This is a genomic window from Paenibacillus sp. J22FR5, assembly GCF_059691975.1.
This window is the reverse complement of sequence record NZ_JCAUAN010000023.1, coordinates 78,757-103,271: the sequence shown is the minus strand read 5'-3', so window position 1 is coordinate 103,271 and position 24,515 is coordinate 78,757. Positions and strand designations below refer to the sequence as shown.

General features: G+C 41.5%; 22 protein-coding genes. All 22 read left to right on the top strand.

Annotated elements, in window-relative coordinates:
• Positions 1–16: 16 nt before the first annotated feature.
• The 22 genes from AC58P7_RS24255 (at position 17) to AC58P7_RS24150 (ending at position 24,476) form a co-directional block, all read left to right on the top strand.
• Positions 17–1,828, top strand: coding sequence for an ABC transporter ATP-binding protein (locus AC58P7_RS24255; protein WP_497347489.1), 1,812 nt, complete (start codon positions 17–19; stop codon positions 1,826–1,828).
• Complete coding sequence (locus AC58P7_RS24250) at positions 1,797–2,783, top strand: nucleotidyltransferase family protein (protein WP_497347487.1); 987 nt, start codon at positions 1,797–1,799, stop codon at positions 2,781–2,783. The genes AC58P7_RS24255 and AC58P7_RS24250 overlap by 32 nt, the downstream gene beginning before the upstream one ends.
• Before the next feature lie 137 nt (positions 2,784–2,920).
• Entirely contained in the window at positions 2,921–4,864 is a 1,944-nt protein-coding gene (locus AC58P7_RS24245; protein ID WP_497347485.1) for an asparagine synthase-related protein, read from the top strand.
• Positions 4,865–4,880: 16 nt separating this feature from the next.
• A complete protein-coding gene (locus tag AC58P7_RS24240; RefSeq protein WP_497347483.1) occupies positions 4,881–5,012 on the top strand; it encodes a paeninodin family lasso peptide in 132 nt (43 codons plus the stop codon).
• A gap of 103 nt (positions 5,013–5,115) precedes the next feature.
• Entirely contained in the window at positions 5,116–6,042 is a 927-nt protein-coding gene (locus AC58P7_RS24235; RefSeq protein ID WP_497347482.1) for an aldolase, read from the top strand.
• 2 nt (positions 6,043–6,044) lie between these two features.
• Positions 6,045–6,341: a lasso peptide biosynthesis PqqD family chaperone gene (locus tag AC58P7_RS24230; protein ID WP_497347480.1), complete on the top strand. Its 297-nt coding sequence runs from the start codon at positions 6,045–6,047 to the stop codon at positions 6,339–6,341.
• 10 nt (positions 6,342–6,351) lie between these two features.
• Entirely contained in the window at positions 6,352–6,825 is a 474-nt protein-coding gene (locus AC58P7_RS24225; protein WP_497347478.1) for a lasso peptide biosynthesis B2 protein, read from the top strand.
• A 4-nt stretch (positions 6,826–6,829) separates the two neighbouring features.
• Complete coding sequence (locus tag AC58P7_RS24220; protein ID WP_497347476.1) at positions 6,830–6,958, top strand: paeninodin family lasso peptide; 129 nt, start codon at positions 6,830–6,832, stop codon at positions 6,956–6,958.
• 119 nt (positions 6,959–7,077) lie between these two features.
• Positions 7,078–8,886, top strand: a complete 1,809-nt coding sequence (locus AC58P7_RS24215; protein ID WP_497347474.1) for an ABC transporter ATP-binding protein — start codon at positions 7,078–7,080, stop codon at positions 8,884–8,886.
• A 52-nt stretch (positions 8,887–8,938) separates the two neighbouring features.
• Positions 8,939–10,132 (top strand): nucleotidyltransferase domain-containing protein, encoded by a 1,194-nt coding sequence (locus tag AC58P7_RS24210; protein ID WP_497347472.1) that lies wholly within the window; start codon positions 8,939–8,941, stop codon positions 10,130–10,132.
• A 145-nt stretch (positions 10,133–10,277) separates the two neighbouring features.
• Complete coding sequence (locus AC58P7_RS24205) at positions 10,278–11,000, top strand: glycosyltransferase family 32 protein (protein ID WP_497347470.1); 723 nt, start codon at positions 10,278–10,280, stop codon at positions 10,998–11,000.
• Entirely contained in the window at positions 10,997–11,602 is a 606-nt protein-coding gene (locus AC58P7_RS24200) for an acyltransferase (RefSeq protein ID WP_497347468.1), read from the top strand. Before AC58P7_RS24205 ends, AC58P7_RS24200 begins: the two co-directional genes overlap by 4 nt.
• A complete protein-coding gene (locus tag AC58P7_RS24195) occupies positions 11,592–12,788 on the top strand; it encodes a glycosyltransferase (protein ID WP_497347466.1) in 1,197 nt (398 codons plus the stop codon). The genes AC58P7_RS24200 and AC58P7_RS24195 overlap by 11 nt, the downstream gene beginning before the upstream one ends.
• Positions 12,789–12,790: 2 nt before the next feature.
• A complete protein-coding gene (locus tag AC58P7_RS24190) occupies positions 12,791–13,828 on the top strand; it encodes a glycosyltransferase family 2 protein (protein ID WP_497347464.1) in 1,038 nt (345 codons plus the stop codon).
• A gap of 16 nt (positions 13,829–13,844) precedes the next feature.
• Positions 13,845–15,005 carry a polysaccharide pyruvyl transferase family protein gene (locus tag AC58P7_RS24185; protein WP_497347462.1) on the top strand — a complete coding sequence of 387 codons (1,161 nt, stop codon included), beginning with the start codon at positions 13,845–13,847 and terminating at the stop codon, positions 15,003–15,005.
• A gap of 24 nt (positions 15,006–15,029) precedes the next feature.
• Positions 15,030–16,220 (top strand): glycosyltransferase, encoded by a 1,191-nt coding sequence (locus tag AC58P7_RS24180; protein WP_497347460.1) that lies wholly within the window; start codon positions 15,030–15,032, stop codon positions 16,218–16,220.
• Between the two features lie 15 nt (positions 16,221–16,235).
• Entirely contained in the window at positions 16,236–17,417 is a 1,182-nt protein-coding gene (locus AC58P7_RS24175) for a glycosyltransferase (protein WP_497347458.1), read from the top strand.
• Positions 17,418–17,438: 21 nt separating this feature from the next.
• Complete coding sequence (locus tag AC58P7_RS24170; RefSeq protein ID WP_497347456.1) at positions 17,439–18,629, top strand: glycoside hydrolase family 88 protein; 1,191 nt, start codon at positions 17,439–17,441, stop codon at positions 18,627–18,629.
• A gap of 43 nt (positions 18,630–18,672) precedes the next feature.
• Positions 18,673–19,683: a glycosyltransferase gene (locus AC58P7_RS24165; RefSeq protein WP_497347454.1), complete on the top strand. Its 1,011-nt coding sequence runs from the start codon at positions 18,673–18,675 to the stop codon at positions 19,681–19,683.
• 21 nt (positions 19,684–19,704) lie between these two features.
• Entirely contained in the window at positions 19,705–21,240 is a 1,536-nt protein-coding gene (locus tag AC58P7_RS24160) for a lipopolysaccharide biosynthesis protein (protein WP_497347452.1), read from the top strand.
• Between the two features lie 17 nt (positions 21,241–21,257).
• Entirely contained in the window at positions 21,258–22,262 is a 1,005-nt protein-coding gene (locus AC58P7_RS24155) for a glycosyltransferase family 1 protein (RefSeq protein ID WP_497347450.1), read from the top strand.
• 48 nt (positions 22,263–22,310) lie between these two features.
• Positions 22,311–24,476, top strand: a complete 2,166-nt coding sequence (locus AC58P7_RS24150) for a right-handed parallel beta-helix repeat-containing protein (protein ID WP_497347448.1) — start codon at positions 22,311–22,313, stop codon at positions 24,474–24,476.
• The last annotated feature ends 39 nt before the right edge of the window (positions 24,477–24,515 follow it).

Sequence of the window (24,515 nt, the reverse complement as noted above, 5' to 3'; positions counted from 1 at the left end):
TGAGATGAGGGGAATAATGGGCAAATATCTATCGATCGTAAGGGAATATATAACGTTCCATGATATTAAGAAAACGTTTTCCTTATTGTTTCCCTATATGTTGAGATATTGGAAGGTCTACGCGGCACTGTTCATTTTGCTATTCGTTGATATCGCCTTAACCTTAGCCTATTCATGGTTTTTTGGAAGCTTAACGGATGCAGCGATTCAAAGACATTTTACACGAATGAAGCTATTAATCCCGTCTGGTATGCTCTTACTCATGCTGAGTATAACAGCAACGTATCTTAATACCGTGTATGAAACGATGGCAACGCATGGTGTAAAGAGAGACTTTTCGCACGATTTCTACAAACACATCTTACTTTTACCGCAAAAGGTCATCGCAAAGCATCATTCAGGTGAACTGATGTCGCGCTTCTCGAATGATATGCATAGCATAGATGGCGTGATCGGGAGAAGCTTAATCAACCTGATACGACTGCCACTCATCTACACAGCTGTTTTTGTATACTTGCTGCACATAAGCTGGAAATTAGCCCTTCTATGTGTCGCATTTGCCCCGATAGCGATTGGCTTTGGTGTTATCTTCGGTGTATTACTCCGTAATAACGGAAGGTTAGTCTATCGACGCATCGGACAAATGAGTGCGCATCTCAATGAAACTTTTCAGGGGCTGTCGGTCATTCATTCATTTCTTATGGGAAAATCAATGCTGGGCAAGTATGCTCGCAGTAATCAAGAGCTCTATAGCTTGGAACTTCAAAATGCTAAGTTGCGTGGATGGTTCTATGTTGGCGGCCAAGCGGCTTCAACAATAACATTTTTACTCAGCCTAAGTCTGGGGTCATACTATGTTTCCCTTGGTGTCTTAACGGTAGGTGCCTTGCTAACTTTTGTAAATCTAGTCAACCACTTGGTGTATCCCTTAACGGAGCTCGCTGGTCAGTGGGCAGGATTTCAAAGATCTGCAGCAGCGATGGAACGAATTCACCACATCTTAGAGCAGCCAGTGGAAACTAACAAATTACCCATAGCTTTGCCATCCAGACGTTTGTTAACGTCGATTCAATTCCATGACATCACGTTCAGTTACGATGGGCATAGCCCTATTTTTGAACGATTGAATTTGAAGATCCCGGCCGGAAAGGTCGTCGCGATAGTTGGTTTAAGCGGTGCGGGCAAAACGACATTATTTAGTCTGCTGCAGGCTGTTTATAAACCACAAAAAGGGAAAATTTATATTGATGGCCGTTCTATTGAAGAACTGTCGCCGTCTGAAATAAAGAGTTTGTTTGCACTTGTGTCACAAGAAACATTTCTATTTGATCGTACGATTCGAGAAAATCTCTTACTAGCTAGAGAAGGTATTACGGAAGGGGAAATGCTGCAGGCAGCGACGATCGCGAATATACATACATTTGTCGAATCGCTGCCAGACGGCTATGATACCGAAGTTGGCGAGAGAGGGATTACACTGTCCGGCGGGCAGAAGCAGCGAATTGCGATTGCACGTGCCGTGTTGAAAAACGCACCGATCCTCCTTCTAGATGAAGCTACCTCCGCGCTCGACAATGAAACAGAGCAGGGCGTGCAAGAAGCCTTACACCGTGTAATGGTGGGACGCACGACACTGATTATTGCTCACCGGTTATCGACGATTCAACATGCGGATTTCATTATTGTCTTGGATAAAGGGAACATTGTGCAAATCGGACACCATAACCAGCTATTACTAGAAAATGGACGATATCGCAGCCTGAATAAGAAAGAATTTCAGAAAGGGGGGAAGCTCGGTGATCATTTCATTGATACAAGCGCTATATGACCCGCGAATGCCGATACCCCAAGAGCGGGAATTTTATGAAGGAGCACTTGCAGATATTGAATTCTTTGATATCGCACCACAGATGTATTGGCTATTGAAGCAAGCGGGGCAATTGGAGCAAATGCCTGATTTTTTCCGGGAAAAGGTGGAGAGCAAATATAATGGGGCGCTCTATCAGAATATGTTTATTCGCAGTCAGATGAAAATCGTGCTAGAAGCGCTTGAAGCAGCTGGCATTCAAACCATTCCTCTGAAGGGAACGCTATTTGCTGAGAAGTATTTTGGACACTTAGGTGCAAGAGCCACGTCCGATATTGATCTCTTAGTAAAGCCAGATGAGTTAGAGAAGGCCATAATTTGTGTAAAAGAACTTGGATTCTCGTGGGAGCAAGAGCATATTCCCTCCCATTTCCATTGGAGCTTCAGCAAGGCAATTCCGCATTCTGCCATCCCTTTGACAATTGAGCTGCATTGGAATCTGTTAAAAGAAAACACGTCCAATTTATGTATGGAACAATTCTGGAAGCAAGCTACGCCCTTGGGGGACTACCGATATATGAAGGAATTGTCTGATTATCATACGTTTTATATGATTTGTCTGCACGGCTGGAGACATAATCTAAGTTCTTTAAAATATTTTATTGATATTATTCAATTAATTCATGTTCTGCAAGAACGATGTCGCTATGATACCTTGTTTAAAGATGCGCATACGCATAAAACGTTGAAAAGAATCACCAGGACACTTGCGATTGTGTATCATCAATTTCCGCATTTAAGGACGATCAAGGAGCTCACCTTACCTAACAGGACCCAGCTTTGGTGGGACTATAGCGCGATTCGTAACCTCCAGCAGAGGACAATTCGCCAATATATGAATTGGGTTTACTATCAGATTTTTGATTATGACAACAGCAAACAAAGTCTGCGCGTTATATTAAACTGGATGAAATAGAAAGTTAAGAGAAAGGGTTGACAGGTAGAAAAGAAGGTGATATTCTAAAAATGTTCTCTATAAAGAACATAAACGCAAACGGAACATAAGAATTGTTTCTTTCAAAGAACGACGACAGAACGAGTGCCGGAGGAACTATGAGTGCTATAACAGGTATTTTTCAAATGAATGAAGGGCCCGTTTCATTAGCCCATGGTGCTCTCTTGATGAAGGCACTAGAGAAGTTTCCTGCTGATGATATCCAAACCTGGAGTAATGAGCAAGTCTTCCTTGGCTGCCACGCCCAGTGGATCACCCCGGAATCGGTTGGCGAACAAATTCCTTACTACGATCCTGAGAGACAGCTAGCTATTACGGCAGATGCGATTCTTGATAATCGTGATGAATTGTTCGAGCAATTACAAATAGAGCGAGGCCTGCGAGCTGGGTTTCCCGATAGTGCAATCATCCTTCTAGCTTTCCGCAAGTGGGGCGAAGAAGTTCCGAAATACTTACTAGGCGATTATGCCTTTATGATCTGGGATGCCAAGAAACAGCAGCTGTTCGGGGCTAGAGATTTTACGGGGAGTCGAACCCTGTATTACCACCAGAATCAAGCAAGCTTTACGTTCTGCACAACCATAGAGCCATTGCTCTCTTTACCCTATATCGAAAAAAAGCTGAATGAGAATTGGCTAGCTGAGTATTTGGCCATTCCGAATGTTATAGATACCGTTGATGTTGTTTCATCTGTTTACAAGAATATCGACCAAATTCCAGCTTCCCATAGTGTAACAGTCGCAAATGGGAAAGTAACACTGACCCGATACTCGACGTTAACAGAGGGAAAGCAGCTGAAGCTGAAATCGAATGAGGAATATGAGGAAGCCTTTCGGGACGTTTTTCAAAGTGCGGTGTCCGCGAGATTGCGAACTCACCGGAATGTGGGATCTCACTTAAGCGGAGGTTTGGATTCAGGATCTGTCGTGAGCTTTGCGGCAAGAGCCTTGCGAAAGCAAAATAAGCAGTTATATACCTATAGTGCAGTTCCAGAAGAGAATTTCTCGGATTGGACTCGGAAACAAAGAGTCGCTAATGAACGACCATTTATCCACTCAACGATCGATCATGTAGGGAATATCTCGGATCAATATCTAGACTTTCCTGGACAAAGTGCATTGTCCGAAGTGGACGAGTGGCTTGACATCATGGAAATGCCTTACAAATTTTTCGAGAATTCTGTTTGGGTTAAGGGGATATATGAAAGGGCTCGTCAGCAAAACATAGGCGTTCTTCTAAATGGGGCAAGGGGGAATTTCACGATTTCCTGGGGACCAGCGGTGGATTACTATGCTACGCTTTTGAAGAAACTGAGCTGGCTTCAGCTGTACGATGAGGTAAGCAAATATAGTCATAATATGGGTGTAGGAAGAGCTTTGGTTCTCAAAGTGACGGCTAAAAAAGCATTCCCATCGCTGTACCAATTATTTTCAAAATCCAGTAAAACGAATCAAGAAGCCCTTCCTCAGTTGATCAATCCAGCGTTTGCTCAAAAAACAAATGTCATTCATAAACTGGAAGAACAAGGACTGAGAACTGGGGCACATGTACCTCGAAATGTATTTGAAGGTAGAGTCAAACATTTCCAACAGTTAAATTTGTGGAGCACGAGTAATACAAGTGGATCAAAGCTCTCCCTTCGGTACAAGTTACAAGGACGCGACCCAACCAATGATCTAAGAGTCATTCGTTTCTGCTTATCGCTCCCGATGGAACAATTTGTTCAAAACGGGTATGATCGTTCACTTGTCCGAAGATCCATGCACAATTATTTACCCGATGATATTCGTTTAAATCAGCGCGTTAGAGGGATTCAAAGTGCTGATGTGGTTCATCGTATGACACCTTCCTGGTCAGCATTTATTGAGGAAGTCCACCAGCTTAGCCAAGATCCTCTTGCCTCGGAGTTGTTGAATGTTCCTGTTATACAGACAGCCATCGCCAATATTCGGAATGATCCTCAACCGAATTATGCGTTTGATTCAGATTTTAGAATATTGATGAGAAGCCTTATTGTTTATAGATTTCTCAAGAAACTCTAATAAAGGAGGTGATAATATGCAAAAAGTATGGATGAAACCAGAATTAGAGACTCTTGATCTAAGCATGACAATGGCTGGACCTGGTCTTAAATTAGTGGATGCAGTCTACGAGGACGAAGATGAGGTTGGTGATCTTCACCACAGCTAATCAAGCTTATATGTAGTTCAAATGCGTTGACTACCAACCCTTATACGAAGTTAAGTATAAGGGTTATTTTTACCAATATTGAGAAGTATTTGGAGTGAACTTAATGATAAAAACGCAAGAGAAAGCGATTTTCCATGCTTTTGGTCTAAGGATCACGAGTGATATCCATCTCCCCGAATTACGCCAAGTTCATGATCTGCAGCAAGAAGCAGATATTGTGATTCAAGTGGCCGACTTATCCAAGTTATGGGCGGAACTTGTTTCCCCTAATCAGAGTGTTGTCATTAAGGAAGATAGGGTTATGTTTCGAATCGCGGACACAGCCATATTCGCTATTCAGGATGGGAAGAATATCACGATCTCACCGGTTGAGGGTGCGGAAGAATCCAAGATTCGCCTTTATCTCCTAGGTACCTGTATGGGAGCCATCTTGATGCAGCGGCGTATTCTTCCCCTACATGGCAGCGCGATTGCGATAAATGGCAAAGCCTACGCCTTTGTTGGGAATTCAGGAGCAGGGAAATCAACGCTCGCTTCCGCATTCATGAACCAAGGGTATTCACTTCTGAGTGATGATGTGATCGCTATCTCGTTCTCTCCTACCCAAACACCTCTAGTGACGCCGGCTTATCCGCAACAGAAGCTATGGCAGGAAAGCCTTACACAGTTTGGTATGGAAGCCAGTCAATACAGTCCGATTTTCCAACGGGAAACGAAATATACGATTCCGGTTTCTGCGAACTTTATGGCTGAGCCACTCCCACTGACGGCGGTATTCGAGCTTGTTAAATCAGAAGGTGGGCAAGTAGAAATTCAGCGTATACCTAGACTTGAAGGCTTATATAAACTGTTCAACCATACCTATCGTCAATCGTTTCTAGGTCCGTTAGGCCTAATGGATTGGCATTTTAAAACATCGGTAAAAATGGCCGAGCATGTGGAGATTTATCAATTGAATCGCCCTACTAATGGCTTTACTGCACATCAACTAGTGTCTTTGGTATTAGATACCTTAAATAAGGGGGAGTAACGATGATTAAACATGCATCAATTACAATAGTTGATACGGTTGAGCAGGGTAAAGGCAATATCGTTAGTGATATGGGCGGCGAAAAGGTTATGCTCAATGTCAGCAATAGTAAATATTATAATTTGGGTGAAATCGGAGGCAGGATCTGGGAGCTTATCGAATCACCAATCATAGTTTCACAATTAATTGCCCTCTTAACAGCTGAATACAGTGTAGAGAAAAAGCAATGTGAAGAGCATGTCCTCAGCTTTTTGGAGCATTTATTGAAGGAAGAGTTAATTCATGTTAGAGAAAAGTAGAAAATTACCCATGAGTTTTGTACGAACATTCAAGTTAATTTGTTCCTTAGACATGAAAACAATGCTTTTATTTATGGAAGCTTATACTTATCTGGGCTGGGCCCGTATTCTCAAATCGATGCATTTCGCTAAAGTTATTGCCTTACTCGACCTTCAGATGGAGGAGACGCCCATCAGTCCTCATCACCTCGACAAAAGACTTGTTTCGAATATTGCGGGGGCCGTTCAAACCATGAGCCGATATACATTCTGGGACAGTAAATGTCTGGTTAGAGCTCTAGCTGGTATGAAAATGCTGGAGAGGCGTAAGATCGATAGTACACTATATCTCGGAACTGCGAAGGATGAATCGGGGAGCATGATAGCGCATGCTTGGCTGCGGTGTGGCCCTTACTATGTCTCAGGTGCAGATGAAATGAGAAAGTTTACTGTTGTGGGTACATTTGCTAAGAAAGTGGCTCCTGGTGAATACGAGAGGGGGTGATTATATGCAAAAAGAGTGGCAAAAGCCAGAGGTGGAGATTCTTAACCTGAGTATGACATTGGCTGGTGACGGTGGAAGATATCTTGATTTGGTTTTCGAAGATTGTCATTTTGAATTGGAGTCCCACAGTTAGTCTAAATGAATGGTTGAAACTTCTATGCCCTTATACGAGGAACAGTATAGGGGCTTTATTAACATGTTGGGAACCATTCATACAAGAGGAAGCGCATGTTTATTATAGGGGGACATGAAGTGAAGCAGCTCTTACATTTTATAAGAAAGTTGCATATCTTTTCAGGGAGAATTTTATATATCAACGTTATGGGCATGGTCCTAGTCAGTTTACTTGATGGTGCGGGCGTTCTCTTATTAATTCCATTGATTAGTCTAAGTGGCGTCATGAGCATCAGTTCAAGTTCAAATCCGGTTTCAACTATCTTTGGATTTATGCAGCATATGCCTGAGAAATGGAGTCTGCCTCTGCTATTAGGCGCTTACATTCTATTGATTGTGTTTCAAACGTTGCTGCAACAAAATCTAAACCATCGCAACTTACGAATCATTATGGGCTTTACCAATCATATTCGGATGGAAACCTATCGTTCGTTATTACAGGCGAATTGGGATTTTTTTATAAAGAAAAGAAAGTCTGACCTCATTAATTCGTTGACTGAAGAGATCGGACGCGTTGTGCGAGGAACCAGCCTGTTGCTACAGTTTATGACTTCTGTTATTTTTACGATCATCCAAATTGGGATTGCGTTGTGGTTGTCTCCTCGAATAACACTGTTTGTATTAGTAGCTGGCGCAATACTTGCTTATTTCTCAAGACATTTTATTAAAAAGTCAAGAAGTATAGGGAATGAAACCACCGAAATTGCACAGAGCTATCTGGGCGGAATTACGGATCATTTTAATGGGGTAAAGGATATTAAAAGTAATTCCTTAGAAGCGTCTAGATATGCTTGGTTACGCAATTGGTGTAAGAGGATTGAAGTTGAACAGCTTAAAATGAACCAAATAAAAAACAACTCACAAACCTTTTATAAAATAACATCAACGATCCTTATCGCATCTCTCATCTTCGTATCGATCCAGTTATTTAAAGCCCAGCCAGGACAACTGTTATTGATTATTTTAATTTTTTCTCGATTATGGCCGCGGTTTACAGGGATTCAATCTAATTTGGAGCAAATTGCATCATGTATTCCAGCATTTCAATCGATTCTTCATTTGCAAGAAGAAAGCGCCAAAGCCATGGAGTTTGTAGATACAGAGGGAGTTTCTGAGCGGATCGTACCCATGTCCGTTAACCAAGGCATTGAATGTCAGCAAATTTATTTCCGATATAACAAGCAAGAACCTACCTATCAACTTGAAGATATCCAAGTGCAGATTCCTGCCAACCAAACAACGGCTATTGTTGGACGTTCGGGAGCAGGGAAAAGTACATTGATCGATATTGTAATGGGGCTTCTGCAGCCAGAGAAAGGCCAAGTCTGTATTGACGGAGTTCCTCTAACGAGTGAGAACCTGTTATCCTTCCGGCGAGCCATTAGTTATGTGCCACAGGATCCGTTTCTATTTAATGGCAGCATACGAGAAAACTTGCTGATGATTAAACCGCAAGCAACAGAAAAAGAGATTTGGGAAGCATTGGAATTTTCTATTTCTGCTGAATTTGTCAGACGTCTTCCACAAGGCTTGGATACGCTGATTGGAGACCGTGGTGTTCGACTTTCGGGTGGAGAACGTCAACGGCTTGTTCTGGCGAGAGCCATTTTGCGAAAAACGTCCATTTTAGTTCTTGATGAAGCTTCCAGTGCACTGGACACCGAGAATGAAGCGAAAATTCTTGCTGCTCTCGATCAATTAAAAGGGAAAATGACGATTATTGTTATTGCTCATCGACTCTCTACGATTCGGAATGCCGATCAAGTGATTGTTGTCGATCAAGGAACCATCGTCCAGAAAGGAATGTTCAATCAACTGGCTAATGAAAAGAAAAGCTTACTGAATCATCTGTTGGAGCAACAGGTTGTTGTTATGCCTCATGGCTAGCTCATGTAAGAAGCTTGTGCGAGAAAGGATCTAGGGGGTATTGGTGAGCCATATGGATAACGATTTTCGATTAGATGTTTCACAGTTTCCTAAAGAATTAAATGTTCTACTATTGTTTCTAACGGGGGGAGAAAATGGGAATGACTTGCGATCAATTCCACATGAATGGCTGGCCGATTTGGACTGGGATAAGTTCCTTAAGCTGACGCTGCATCACCGTGTGTATCCAGAGCTCTACAGGAAACTTCAGAATACGAAAGACACTGGGGTTCCTTCGTATGTGATGGATGCACTGCGGAAGCAATATCAGAAGAATGCCTTTCAAATGCTGCATTTAAGTGCTGAAATGGAACAGCTTAGCCAATCTTTTACCGCTCAAATGATTCGTTCCTTGGTGCTGAAGGGGCCTGTCCTGGCAGCCGATTTGTATGGTGACTTATCCCTTCGAACTTCGCGGGATCTAGACATTCTAGTGCCCATCAATGAGTTGGAACATGTAGATGTGCTGCTTAATAAGCTGAATTACGAGAAAATTGAATATCCGTTGACCGTTCTGAATGATTGGAAGTGGCGGCATCATCATATTACGTATTACCACGCGGATAAACGAATTACCGTTGAAATTCATTGGCGATTAGGCCCTGGGCCAGCGAAAGAACCAAGCTTTAACGAATTGTGGGATCGGAAAAGGATAAGCACCATTACGAGTAGTCCTGTCCATTATTTAGGGAGAGAGGATTTATTTTCGTTTCTGGCCTCGCACGGTGCTAGGCATGGTTGGTCTCGACTTCGTTGGTTAGTGGATATGGACCAAATCGTCAAACAGAATCTGGATACTGCGTTTTTGATGAAACAGCTCCAGAAGCACGGAAATCTACATATAGGCGCTCAAGCGCTTGTATTAGCCACACAGCTTTTGCAGACTAGGCTTACCCCGGAGTTGAAGTCGCTAACCACAGGAAAGCGTGCAAGACGATTAGCGCAAGGCGCCATTTTCTATATTCGACAGATGGTCAATCTGCATACGGATCCTGTACCTGACGAGGTATCCAAGTATCATAAGCGACATTTGTTCGCGCTCATGCCGAATTGGAACAAAATGATGTTCGTTCTTAGCTTCATGTATCCTTATCCAGAGGATGTAGAAACCTTACCATTGCCTAAGTATGCACATTTCCTTTACTTTCCGTTACGCCCGTTTCTATGGGCCTGGAGAAGAACGAAGAAGCAAACTGCCGCAACTTGAGTAGGTAAAAAGTCTTACCTTGACATGTTCTCTATAAAGAACTATTATAGGGGTGAGGACAAAATCATTTTGGTTTTTTTTAGCGAAAATGTTCTCTATAAAGAAAATTGAGGGAGAATTCTTTCTCTATCGAGGTGATTCCGTGATGACAATTCCAAAGATTATCCACTATTGCTGGTTTGGCGGTAGGGAAAAGCCAGATATCGTTAACCGATGTTTAGCGAGCTGGCAACAGCATCTCACAGACTATCAATTTATCGAGTGGAACGAGAGGAATTTTGATATCTGTAGTCATCCCTATGTGAGAGAAGCCTATGCTGCTGGCAAATTTGCATTCGTTAGCGATTACGCGAGAGTACATGCTCTGTATCACTATGGCGGTATTTATTTAGATACAGATGTGGAAGTGTTCCAACCCTTCGACAATCTCTTGCATCACGAATCGTTCTGGGGCTTCGAACAAGCAAACTATATAGCCACGAGTACGATCGGTGCGATGAAGGGGAGTAAGCTTATCCAGATATTCCTTGAATCGTATGACCAGAAAACATTTATTCGTGCCGATGGGAGCTTTGATTCTCTGACGAATGTAGCCGTAATTACGAAGCTACTGAGGGACTTGGGACTTAAACCCGATGGGCAGTATCAAGAGATACCGGGGTTAGGTGCCTTTTATCCACAAACGTATTTCTCCCCCTACGACTACATCAACTGCCAAACCTTCAAAACCTCGAATACGTATGCGATGCATCACTTTTATAAGAGCTGGCTCCCACGGAAGGAAAGACGAAAGAGTCAGATAAAACTTCTGTTGGCAAGACTCATTGGCGGTCATAATATTGCCAGGATAAGAGGGTATTTGAAATGAGCTTACTCCGAAAAGTAGCCAATACGCTAATTGCAGAGTGCCGCGGCAGAGGGGTTTATTATACGTTTCTACTGTATATGTCACATGTCATAGGTATCCTAAGAGCTTATGTGAATACACTCATTTATGTTAAAAATATCAAGTCCTCGATCTATTCTCTTCAGTCGAATAGCCGAATTGAGGCATACAGCAAGCATGCCAAGATTTATATTGGCAAATTCGTTTTTATAAGGAAGCATACCAGCATTCGCGTTGATCACCATGGAGAGCTTCACATTGGCGACAAAGTATTTATTAATGATAACTGTCACATCAATTGTGCACATCGTATTTCCATAGGAAGGTTGACCAAGATCGCACCTCATGTAAGTATCAATGACCATGATCATAATTATAGGCATCTGGCCGGTGATCACCTTATCAAAGGTGAGGTCATAATTGGGGAAAACGTCTGGATAGGCTCGAATGTTGTGATCCTCAGGGATACCTACATCGGTGATAATGCAGTCATTGCTGCAGGAAGTGTTGTGAAAGGGCATGTTCCCGCGAATACGGTTTTCTTAAATAAAAGAGAAAAGAGCTATATACCCTATGCGAACTAAAATCTTCATATCGGTGTTTGACATGGAAATTGGTGGGGTTGAACGAAGCTTAATCAACATGCTGGAGAGCTTTAATTATGAGAAGTATGAGGTCGATGTCTTCATATGTCATCATTCGGGTGACTTTATGAGCTTAATTCCGCCAGAGGTTAATGTGTTACCGGAAGTGCCCGCATACACCGTTCTTCGGAAATCAGTGAAGCAATGTGTGAAAGAAGGGCATATTTCAGCGCTGCTGACCAGAGTGCTTAGCAAAACCGTGGCAGGTATGAAGGCAAGGAAGAGAAAGCTTAAAGAGGGACCCGGGTATATACAAATGCAGCTGGATTTGAAATATACGAGCTTCGTATTACCCCCGATTAAGAAGGAATACGACTTGGCCATCAGCTACGCTTGGCCTCATGATATTGTAGCCACGAAGGTCGTTGCTGCGAAGAAGCTAGCTTGGATTCATACCGACTACAGCGAGTTGGAAATCGATAATGCAATGGACTTGGCGGTGTGGAACAAATTTGATGTGATTGCCTCCATTTCAGAAGCATGTACGGATGCTTTCCTCAAGACATACCCAACCTTACAGTCGAAGGTTACCTTGATTGAGAACATTACCTCGCCAGATTTCATTAAGAAAATGGCAAATGATCATGTACACCTAGCCGCAGCTGACAAAATGGCATTTACCCTTGTATCCGTTGGCAGATTATCCTACGTTAAGGGATTTGATATGGCGATTGGAGCGTTAAGGCGCTTGCATGATAAAGGTCTCACGAATATTCGCTGGCTAGTCGTGGGTTATGGCGGATATGAGACGGAACTAAAGAAACTGATTGCCCAGAATCAACTCGAGGAGAGCTTCTTGCTTCTAGGTAAGAAAACGAACCCTTATCCGTATATCAAGGCCTGTGATGTTTATGTGCAACCCTCTCGTTATGAAGGTAAGGCGGTAACTGTCACGGAAGCTAAAATCCTCGGTAAACCCATACTAATTACGAACTATGCAACAGCTAGCAGTCAGATTGAGGATGGGAAAGAAGGCTTAATGTGTGAGTTAAGTGTTGAGGGAATTGCGAATGGCATTGAGGCCATGTATCGAGATGCAGAACTTCGATCTCAATTCGTGAATCACTTGCAAGATCGGGACTATAGTAATACATCTGAGCTGGAGAAGCTGTACGAGGTGATGTAAGAATGGGAAATCCCAAGATCAGTGTCATCATACCTGTCTATAATGCAGAGAAATACATCGTTGCTTGTTTAGAATCAGTTGTGCATCAGAGTCTCCCAGATATCGAGATTATATGTGTGAATGATGGTTCCAAAGATCAGAGCAGGAATCTGATTGAAACGTATATGAGGGCAAATCCTCAAATTAAACTGATCAATCAAGAGAATCAAGGTGTAAGTATGGCGAGGAATACAGGGCTGCAGGCAGCTACCGGTGATTACATCGGATTTGTTGATGCGGATGACACAATAGAAATGGATATCTATAAAACTTTATATCATGCCGCCTTGCAAGGTGATTGTGACGCGGTGATCTCCAACTTCGAGAGTGAAATCGAGGGGATTAAAGTGATGATCAAGTTTCCTTTTCCTACGGGTACTGTGTTAACGCGAGATTACATTGCGCGAGAGATCGTAACTTATTTATTGAAGTCTGATCAGTTGAACACCGTGTGGAATAAGCTCTATAGGCGAAGCTTGATCATTGATTATGATGTGAAATTCCCCAGAAACGTTGCATTAGGTGAGGATGGCATGTTTAATATGCAGTTCTTCCAACAGGCTGCCAGTGTAACCTATCTCGACTATTCAGGCTATAACTACCGAGAGGTGGCCGGGAGCGCAACAAGGAATATGCTGGAGAAAGACTATTTTCAGAGGGCGATAGACGTATACACACTCGATCTGTCTGGCTTCTATGCCAGCAAGATTGATCCGATAAAGCTGAAACAGCTGAGGTCATTTAAGCTTATCACGAGTGTGATCGCTACGATTTCTATGTATTTGAAAGCATCGAAGGAGTTAAACCTTGCCCAAAGGCTTCGCTACGTGAATGCGATGATTCGAAATCCCTACGTGAGGGAAGCTTTGCCCTACTACTATTATGAAGCCAACGGGACATTGAGCCGATACGAGAAATTCATTGTTGAGATGATCCGAAGAAAATCCATGCTCGGACTGTATTGCGCTACAACGTATAGTAAGTTAAGAAATCATGCCTAGTGAAGGAGCTTAGATAATGAGAATCATGATGTTTGCTCATAATGGAAGTTTAAACCGAGGCTGCGAGGCAATTGTTCGCTCCTCCACTTCCCTAATTAAAGAGAAAATGAGCGGCGCTCAGGTGTACCTTGCGTCAGCGAAACCAGAGACCGATCGGTTGATTACCAAGTTAGACGGCATCTATGACGGTTCATCGCGGAGCATTCGAAAGTATTCCTTCGCCTGGCTGCGCTCCTCTCTCCAAGTCAAGCTGTTCAAGGACGAATCCTATGCACTGGGCAAAATGAACAGCAACATCGTTAAACATATCCCCTCCATGGATATATGCCTCTCCATCGGTGGAGATAACTATTGCTATGGTGAGCAGCCTGGCTGGTACGAAATTAATCGAAGAGTGAAAGCCCAAGGGAAAAAGCTAGTACTCTGGGGGTGCTCCATAGGTGCAGAAGATATGTCAGAACGCAAGCTAGCGGATTTGAAATTGTTTGATTTAATTCTGGCGAGAGAGACGCTAACTTACCAAATGTTGAAGAGCAAGGGGTTGAATAACGTTAAATTGTGTGCTGACCCTGCCTTTACCATGGAAAAGGAAGAGTTAGCTTTGCCTGATCAATGGCAAGCTGGAAATACAGTGGGACTTAACTTCAGTCCACTTGTTTCTGACAAGAACCCGCAATCTCAACAAGCGGTCCGTGAGCTTATCACGCATATGATTCGGACGACGGACATGACGATTGCCTTAACACCTCACGTGATTGAAGATGGAAATAATGATTATGAGATCTTGGAGAGGTATTATCAGGAATTTAAGGATACAGGACGTATCATCCTATTGCCCAATCATCTCAATGCTACCCAGTATAAGGGATATATAGCTAGAATGAGGTTCTTTATTGGCGCAAGAACGCATGCAACGATTGCTGCTTATTCTAACTTTATCCCTACGATGGTGTTAGGGTACAGCGTCAAATCGAAGGGGATAGCCCAAGATCTCTTCGGTGAAGAGAAGCTCGTTCTAAGCCTGGCGGAGATCTCCAATAGTGCGAAATTAATAAGCGGATTTGATGAAATGATCTCAGAAGAGGAAGAAATTAAACAAAAGCTGCGAGAATCCATCCCCCATATTAAGCAAATGTCCTATAAAGCTGTGGAGCATTTAGATGCATTATTCCAATAACGTTTGACGTGTATGAGGTAGATGATGAAGAAAAACTTGTTATTTGTTATCCCGAGTTTATTGGCCGGCGGCGGACAGAAGAGCCTGATTAATCTACTTTCACAAATAGATTATGAGCTCTATCATGTCGATTTACTTCTATTTAGTCAGACGGGCGCTTTTATGAATGCTATTCCCGAAGACGTACATGTGGTGAAATTATCTAATCATCATCCTGCATTTGCGGAGCATTTGGTTAAATCCATCACAACCTTACTAGGGGATCGGCAATTCAAGCTTGCTTATGCAAGACTGATGTTTGCGGTGCTTAACCGCTTTGTGAGAAATACGGCCAGCTCTGAGCAATATTCGTGGGAATATTTAAAAAGGTCTCTCGGAACGCTGGATAAGGAGTACGATGTGGCGATCGGTTATCTGGAGAAGTCATCGATTTATTACATCGTGGATCGCGTGAAAGCGAAGAAGAAAATCGGTTGGATTCATACGAATTATTCGGACTCCGGGATGATCGCGAGTATGGATGAACCCTATTTTAAGCAGTTAGACAAGCTAGTAACCGTTTCTGAGGAATGTGCCAAATCCCTGAAAGAAACCTTCACCCAGCTGATGAATAAAGTGATCGTCATACAGAACATTGTTTCTCCTCGGATTATTCATGTACAAGCGAATCGTGAAATTGCTAGTGCCTCTCAGTTTGATGATCAATTCACGAATATTGTTACGATTGCAAGATTGAGTCATGAAAAAGGTATCGATATGGCAATCAAAGCGTGTGCCTTGTTGAAAAATCAAGGGTACAAAGTGAAATGGTACATTTTAGGTGACGGCAATGAAAGAGAAGCACTTGAGAAGCAGATCAAGGGCCTGCAGCTTCAGGATACGTTTATCCTGCTTGGCATTCAGGAAAATCCGTATCCTTTCATTAAAAATGCTGATATTTATGTGCAGCCTTCCAGGTATGAAGGGAAATCGATTGCCATCGATGAAGCCAAAATACTGAACAAGCCGATCGTCGTAACGAATTATGAGTCTGCTAAGGACCAAATTACGGATGGCGTAAATGGATTGATTGTCGAGATGAATGAAGCTGGCTTAAGCAGTGGGATTGAAGAACTAATCAATCAACGCGAACTAAGAGATTCTTTCATCCACAGTCTTGCACAAGAGAAGATGGGTACAGAGGAAGAAGTATATAAACTTTACGATATTATCTAGTAGGATGGTCCGATAATGAAGAAAAAAATACTGTTTATTATGAACAATTTGAATTGCGGTGGAGCTGAAAAGGCGCTCATTTCATTATTAGAGACCATAGATTACGCGACGTATGATGTGGACGTATATCTCCTCAGGCATACAGGGTTATTTCTTTCTAAACTCCCGCCGGAAGTGAATTTGCTGCCAGAACCAGCTGAATATAAATACTTTGATATGTCGATGAGGAAAGCGGTCCTAGACTGCCTCAAACAAGGCAAATTTAAGATTGCGCTACTCAGGCTACTGGCAGGAAGTATTTATGTGAGTGAAAAAAATCGCATACGCTGTGAGCAACGTGTCTGGAAGTACTTGGCCAAATCCTTGCCTACTCTAGAAAGGAACTATGACATAGCTGTTGGCTATCTAGAGAAAAATCCAATTTATTTCTGTATCGATAAGGTAACAGCATCCAAGAAAATAGGGTTCATTCATAATGATTATGACAAGCTAGGAATGGATCCTAAGCTGGACCAAGTCTATTTTAATAAACTGGACCACCTTGTCACAGTGTCCGAAGAATGTGGACATATCCTCAGAGAACGCTTCCCAACATTGAGCGAAAACATCGAGGTGATGCATAATATTGTATCTCCTACCGCAATCCACAAGCTATCTCAAGAGACGGTGAACCTTAAAGATAAAGACATCACCATCGTATCTGTCGGTCGATTGAATTATCAAAAAGGCTTTGAGCTCGCTGTTGAATCCTGTCAAAAGCTGATTCAAGCCGGCTACCCCGTCAAGTGGTACATCATTGGGGAAGGTGAGGAAAGAGAGCGCCTTGAAAAGCTGATCGATCAGCACAATCTCAAAGATACGTTCATCCTATTAGGCATCAAAGAGAATCCATACCCATACATAAGAGAAGCTGATATTTATGTACAGCCTTCTAAATTTGAAGGAAAGTCGATCGCTATTGATGAGGCCAAGATTCTTCAAAAGCCGATTGTTGTCACGAATTTCACTACGGCTAAAGACCAAATTAGAAACAAAATCAACGGATTAATTGTTGCAATGACGCCTGCAGCTGTATGTGAAGGAATTAAAGAAATCATCGATAATGAGCAATTGAGAAAACAAATCATTGTGAATCTCGGCAAAGAGATGCTGGGAACAGAATCGGAGATTTATAAACTATACCAATTGTTCATGTAATTGAAGGAAAGGAGAGATACTGTGATGTTGCAAATAATTAGTCTGATCGTTGTGAGTATCGTAGCTATCGTGGCCTTAATTGATCTGGTGCCGAAGTTCATGGATTGGGTAAATCGCATTCATATTGGCAGATACCAAGATAAACAGCAGTGGAATCAATCGATTTCAACAATCGGCGTGAAGTGGTTATCGCGCACTCCCAAAATTAAAGTAACCGATCAAACCAGACTCGTCGCCATCGATATGCTGCAAGGCAATTATACGAAGAACGCGATTCAGCACTGGCAAGAAGCGGCGCTGCTTTTAGGATTAGCTGAGTATGTGAAAAGCAATGCAAATCCAGCCGATGTGAAGGAGAAAATAAGCGCATACGTGCAATCGAAGATGGATGCCCAAGGCAATTGGTCTAAGAAACCAGAATATGTGGATGCCGCCATTCTAGCCTATGCGATCATGAAGCTCGATTTCATCGACATTGAACGATATAAAGGAGCATTGGATGCAACCTGGCATCTCATACATGAGCATATTGGGAACGAAGGCTCGGTTCTGTACAGGAAATTCATGGGGAAATATCGCTATGTGGATACCATTGGGTTTATCTGTCCATTCCTCGTTGCATACGGGATCAGATACGGCAAAGAAGAATGCGTCGAGCTAGCCGTACGACAAATCCAACAATATGAAGAGCACGGCATGTTGGAAGGGCATCACATTCCTAGTCACGCTTATCAAATCGATAGTAAGATGCCGCTAGGACTCTACGGTTGGGGAAGAGGTCTTGGATGGTTCGCGATTGGTCTTATTGATGCATGGAACGAGCTGCCAAAGGGTCATGCAAGCAAGCTGGAGCTTGAAAAGAGTATCATTCGATTTGCCAAATCCGCTGTCGTGTTTCAACAAGAGCAAGGAAATTGGAATTGGACTGTAACAAGAGAAGAAAGCATACCAGACTCGTCAACAACAGCAACGTTGGGCTGGTTTATGTTAAATGCCTCGCAAATTGATGAAATATCAGAACTATGCAAGCATAGTGCTAATCAAGCTATTCGTTATTTAATGAAAGCAACTAGAAGGAACGGAGCAGTTGATTTCTCGCAGGGAGATACGAAGGACATTGGTGTGTACTCCATGTTGTTCAATATCTTACCGTTTACGCAAGGATTTTGTATTCGTTTGATGAATGCCAAAGTTCATTCTAAGGTTGTGTGACTATGTTCAAAAGACTGAAACTGATATTGGCAGGTGAATAGGTATGCATCCAACGGTAAGTGTAATTGTTCCAATGTACAATGCAGAAAAATGGATGAACACGTGCATTGATTCTATCTTAAGGCAATCGTTGAGCAACTTTGAATTGATACTTGTCAATGATGGGTCAACTGATAAGTGCAGAGAAATAGCAGAGGAATACGCGAATAAAGACGTACGTATTCATGTTATCCATAAACCAAATGGTGGAGTAAGTAGTGCTAGGAATGAAGGTATTGAAGTGGCCAGAGGTAAATTTGTTTCGTTTGTGGATGTTGATGACTCCATCGGAGAAGACTTTCTACTTTGTTTAGTTCAAGCTGCTGAAAATAATAACTGTGAGATCGTGGTTGGAGGCTACCAAATAGTAACTCAGAATCTTCAATTACCTCCTAATTTTAAACATAACACAGTCATGAATGGGAAGGATTTTGTCCTTAGTGTACCTAAAGTTCATTCTAGTAACGATCTATGCTTTTCTTGGAAAAGTATATTTAGATTATCATTATTAAAACAAAACAATATTAGATTTAATCAAAAAATTTCTATAGGAGAGGATACGATTTTTAATTTACAAGCATTGATGATCTCAGAACGGGTAGTTGCAATCCCAGAATCGTTATATTTTTACACAGTCGATAATGTTGATAGTGCGATGAGAATACGATATAAGCCCAATTTAGAAAAAAGTTTAGTGTTACAATACCGTAAAAGAAAGCAGCTATCTGATCAATTCGGACTTCTAGAAGTGGATTATTATAGGAAAGATATGGCTTATTACTATTTGAAATTTATTTACACAATGATGTTAAATAATTTGAAAAACAGTCCAAACGGAGTAAATAAAGAGGAATTGACTAGAATTATTAATCATAAGATGATTTCCGAAAGTGTAAGGGAGATTGGATTTTTCTATCAAGTAACAAATATTAAAGAGTACATTTACTTTTTAGCAATAAAATTCAAGCTTTCATCACTCATATTAAACATTACAAAGAATGCTCCAACAACATAAACCGTTCTGTTAGGAGAAACAATGAGAGTACAAAATTCGCTCGTCAATGTAGCGTCAGGCTTGGGAAGTCAATTGATTATAACCATTTTGAGTTTTATTTCTCGAACGGTCTTTATTGGAAGCCTTGGTGTCCAGTATTTGGGGATAAATGGATTATTCACAAATGTGCTTGGGATGCTATCACTAGCTGAAGCAGGTATTGGAGCAAGCATTATATATGCTCTTTATGCTCCTGTAGCGGAAAATCAATTTGAAAAGATCAATGCTTTAATGAGGCTATATAAAAATGCATATCGAGCAATAGCTCTTATCATTTTTATTTTAGGTATTTCATTAATGCCATTTCTAAAATATTTCATTAAAGATGCAGATGTTAATAATGTCTCTCTCATATATTTTATTTTTTTAATGAGCACGATCTCAACGTATTTATTTTCTTATAAAATATCATTACTCAACGTAAGTCAAAAAGGATATATTGCGACGGGGATTTATACCATCTCGTCTATTTTATCCACGTGTATGAAAATTGGAATTTTGCACTTCACTCAAAACTATATTCTTTACTTAGTTGTTGATATCGCCATAACGGTAACGACCTCGATTATTTTATCATTATGTGTTAATCGAATATTTCCATATTTAAAAAGCAAAGTGGTAAGTAAATTAGATGCTGAAACTAAAGCCAGCATAATAAAGAATATGAAAGCATTAGTATTACATCAGATTGGCAGTTATGCGGTTTTTGGTACGGATAATATCATTATCTCTTCCTTTGTTAGTGTTGCGGCAGTCGGCTTATATTCTAACTACTATATGTTAATTAATATTTGTAGAACATTTATTAACCAAATTTTCGATAATATCCTTCATAGCCTTGGAAATTTAGTAGCTGAGGAGAGCAATTCTAGAATTTATAAAATTTTTAAAACGACTATGTTCTTTAACTTCTGGATTTATTCATTTTTTACTATTTTTCTGTATGTGATTTTAGATCCATTTATTACTTTATGGCTAGGCAAGGATTTTGTATTAGGTAAAAGCGTACTCATTATTATTATGATGAATTTTTATATAACTGGATTGAGACGAGCGATCAATATGGTTAAACAAACGTCGGGTATCTTTCATGAAGACAGGTATGCACCATTCGTAGAAACCGCAGTCAATCTTGTTGTGTCCATCATTTTAGTTCGATACTTTGGAATGACAGGTGTTTTCGTTGGGACTTTAGTCAGTACGCTATCAGTTCCATATTGGATCGCACCTTATCTTGTGTATAAGAAAGTATTCCATGAACCATTACGCCAATATTTTTTAACATATTTTTATTACTCAGTCATCGCAGTCATTACCTTATTGTTAACAAGCTATGTCTGTCAAATGTTTGTAAGCGATAATTTATTAACGTTAATTGTTAAGTCAATGATTGCTCTCATCCTACCTAATCTTATTTATGTCCTACTATTTCGTAAAACAACGGAGTTTAGATATTTATTCGGAATTGTGCAGCAGTTAGTCGGTAAATTTCAAGAGAAAAAGAAGGTGGTCGCTTGATTAAATGTCAATTGAACATGGCGAAGCGAAAAGGCGATGGCCATATCAGTCAAATTATTACAGGGTTCATGATGCTGCATGAGCAAAAACTCCTTGATTTGGAAATCAACCAAACAGAGGAGTTTCCGTTCGTCTCCATTGTTGAAGTCGTGATTAATAATGAATTGAGAGTCTTGTATGACATGGCAGATGGGTATACTTTTCATATGGACCTCGTAGAAGAGTATGCAGAGAGAGCCCATTATTATTTTAAAAGAAGCTTCAACTTAAACGATCATGAGCAGTATAGCTTTGCCTCTCGCATGCACCCGTTGGGGCTTAATTATCACGTGACAATGAAGAATAATAGGCTCGATAGACCTATTGACGATAGTCTCATTACAAAGCTTAAATGGTATTTAAAGGAACGCCAAGGTAAAAATTATCATCAACATTTCTATGTGGAGAAATTTGAAGACTCACCAAGAGCAGCTAAAGCTGAACCTCGCATTCTATTTGCCACGCGTACCTGGAGTCATGAAGTCGATGATCTTGATCTGGAGGAGACGCAATACATCGATGAGATGCGAGCTGAATGCATACGCCGTTTGCGTAAACATTTTGGTGAAAGCTTCATTGGTGGTTTTTCACAAAGGGAGCATGCAAGGAAGCATTACCCTGATTGTCTGCTAGATGAATCACTAACGAATCGTACGAGCTTTATGAAATTAGTGAAAGAATCAGATATTTGCCTAGCAACGATGGGCTTATTCCAATCAAATGGTTGGAAACTTGGGGAGTACGTGGCAGCTAGTAAGGCGATTGTATCGGAAAAACTGCGATATACGGTGCCTGGTTTTATGCCGAATATGCATTATTTGGAGTTCACGAATGTAGATGAATGTGTGGAACAAACGGTCCAATTAGCGAGCAATAAAGAGCTCATGCTTCAAATGAAAATGAATAATTATGAGTACTATCGTACCTATCTCAGACCTGATCAACTCATTCTCAAGAGTTTACTAGCCATGCAGCTGTTATAACTATTATCAACTGCCCCAAATTTAAAAGTGAAGGATTGAAATGATTTCATGCTACGCATACTTTTACTGTTTTATGCAATGTTCCTATTCGTGTTCCATTCCTCATCCAATACGCTTGAAACACAGACGATATCCGCGGCACCCCAGCAACAGGGAACAAGCGCAATTACCCAACTAGGCCCAATCTATGAGCTTGAATTAGACAGATGGCAAATTTACAATGATAATTCACATGCTGCTGAAACAACGGATGGTCTTAATCAAGCCCTTCAGTGGGCTCATGATCAGGGTTACAACGTATTTAAAGTACCAGCAGGGACATATCTCATTGCTAAAGGCAAAAATGGTACCGACGATTCTCATGGACGGATCAATATGGTCAGTGATATGACGTTCATGCTTGACGATAAAGCTGTTATACAAAAGGAAACGAACAATTTCCAAGACTATACTACGTTATTAGTAGGTGTAGGAGTCAAAAATGTCATTATCACAGGTGGTACTTATCGTGGAGATCGAGATACTCATGATTATTCAAGCGGCGGTACGCATGAAAGTGGTTATGGCATTTTATTTCAAGGTGCCATTAATTCCAAAATTGATGGAGTAAAAGCATTAAACTTCACGGGAGATGGCATTTGTGTTGGTGGTGGCGGTGGGTTTATGCAGGACGTGTATGCAGATGGCTTTGAATCAGGCGGGGTAGATGACAACGGGAATCCTATCGCGGATTCTTCCAAATTCAGAACCAAAGTAAGTTATATGCTAACGCATCCCTCCTTTGATCTGACACATGCATTCATTGTCGATAACGGGCAACAGCTTCCACATGAGTATGATATTTATTTCTATAGGGCAGATGGCACATTCCTATCGAAGATTAAACAGCAAAATCAAGGTCAGTACGTTCAGATCCCTGAGGGGGGGCAGTCGATTCGCCTTGCATTTAACGGACAGACGCAAGCGGGACAGTATGTGGAAATATGGAATAGAGTGCAGTCCACTAACGTGACTGTTCAAAATTCAGAGTCCTCCTTTAACCGAAGACAGGGATTGACGATTAATGGGGGTAAAAATATCCTTGTACAACATAATTCCTTCCACGATATAGGTGGAACTGGGGGAACTGCGCCTATGGCCGGAATAGATGTTGAAGGCGGCGCGGGAGACAACGGCTTTATAAACGAAAACGTGACGATTAAAAACAATGAGTTTTACAAGAATAGTCGGTACGATGTCATCTTCTATGATGGTCATGACGGGGCATTGGAAAACAACCATCTAGCCTCCAAGGGGGCCATTGGTTTAGCTGTGTCTGATCCCTTCAAAGGTGCTGTCATCAAGGATAACCATTTCGATGGAACTTCTATTTATGCAAGCCATGATGTTTCGTTTTTCGGGAATACCATGAACGATTCTATGACTCATTTTGAGGGACCTCGGATCGATATTAAAGGAATGAAGTTCACGGATGCTATTTTCTCCATCAGCAGCACCATGCCATATGGGGTTACCGCTTCGGATATTCAGATTCAAATAACGAAGAAGACAGCGGAGGCAGGTTTAACGATTTGGAAAAATCCTGTCCATCTCACGAATGTCACCATTCAAGGGACGCCTGCGCTTCGAGCAGTAACTGGTGAAGCGTTGGAGGGGAACATTTTCGATAATCTCAAGGTTATCGGATATAACTCAACGTACGGATTGGAATTGCCGCCAGGCACCTACAATCATTGCGTCTTTGAAGCCCCGCAGGACAAAGGAACGGTGGGCCCCAGTGTTGAGAAAGCAGGGACCTACCTTTTCAACGGTTGTTCGTTCAAGGGGATTGGCATTCATGCAAATAACGAGCAGCTGGATCTAACAGTCAGCGCTTCAACATTTGATATAACGGGGAACAAATCAGCGATTTCCATAGATGCAGCCAAAGCGGTTGAAATTACGAACAACGTTATCGCGGCCACTAGTATTTCCTCCGAATATCCGGCAGAAATCATCACATTGAACGAAGATTCGCGAAGAGATCAACCCAATGACATCCTTAAAGCTGCGATAACCGGTAATACAATTACAACGAATATAGAAACAGTTGGTATATCGACCCTCCATGTGGGAGTAGGAGCGAATCCATTTACCATTGCCAACAATAGCTTGAATAAGGCGAAATTGAAGCTGAAGGCAAACGATATAACCCGAAATAATGTGGAAAAGTAAATGAAAAAAGGAAGATGTAGGGCTAATGCCCTTGTCTTC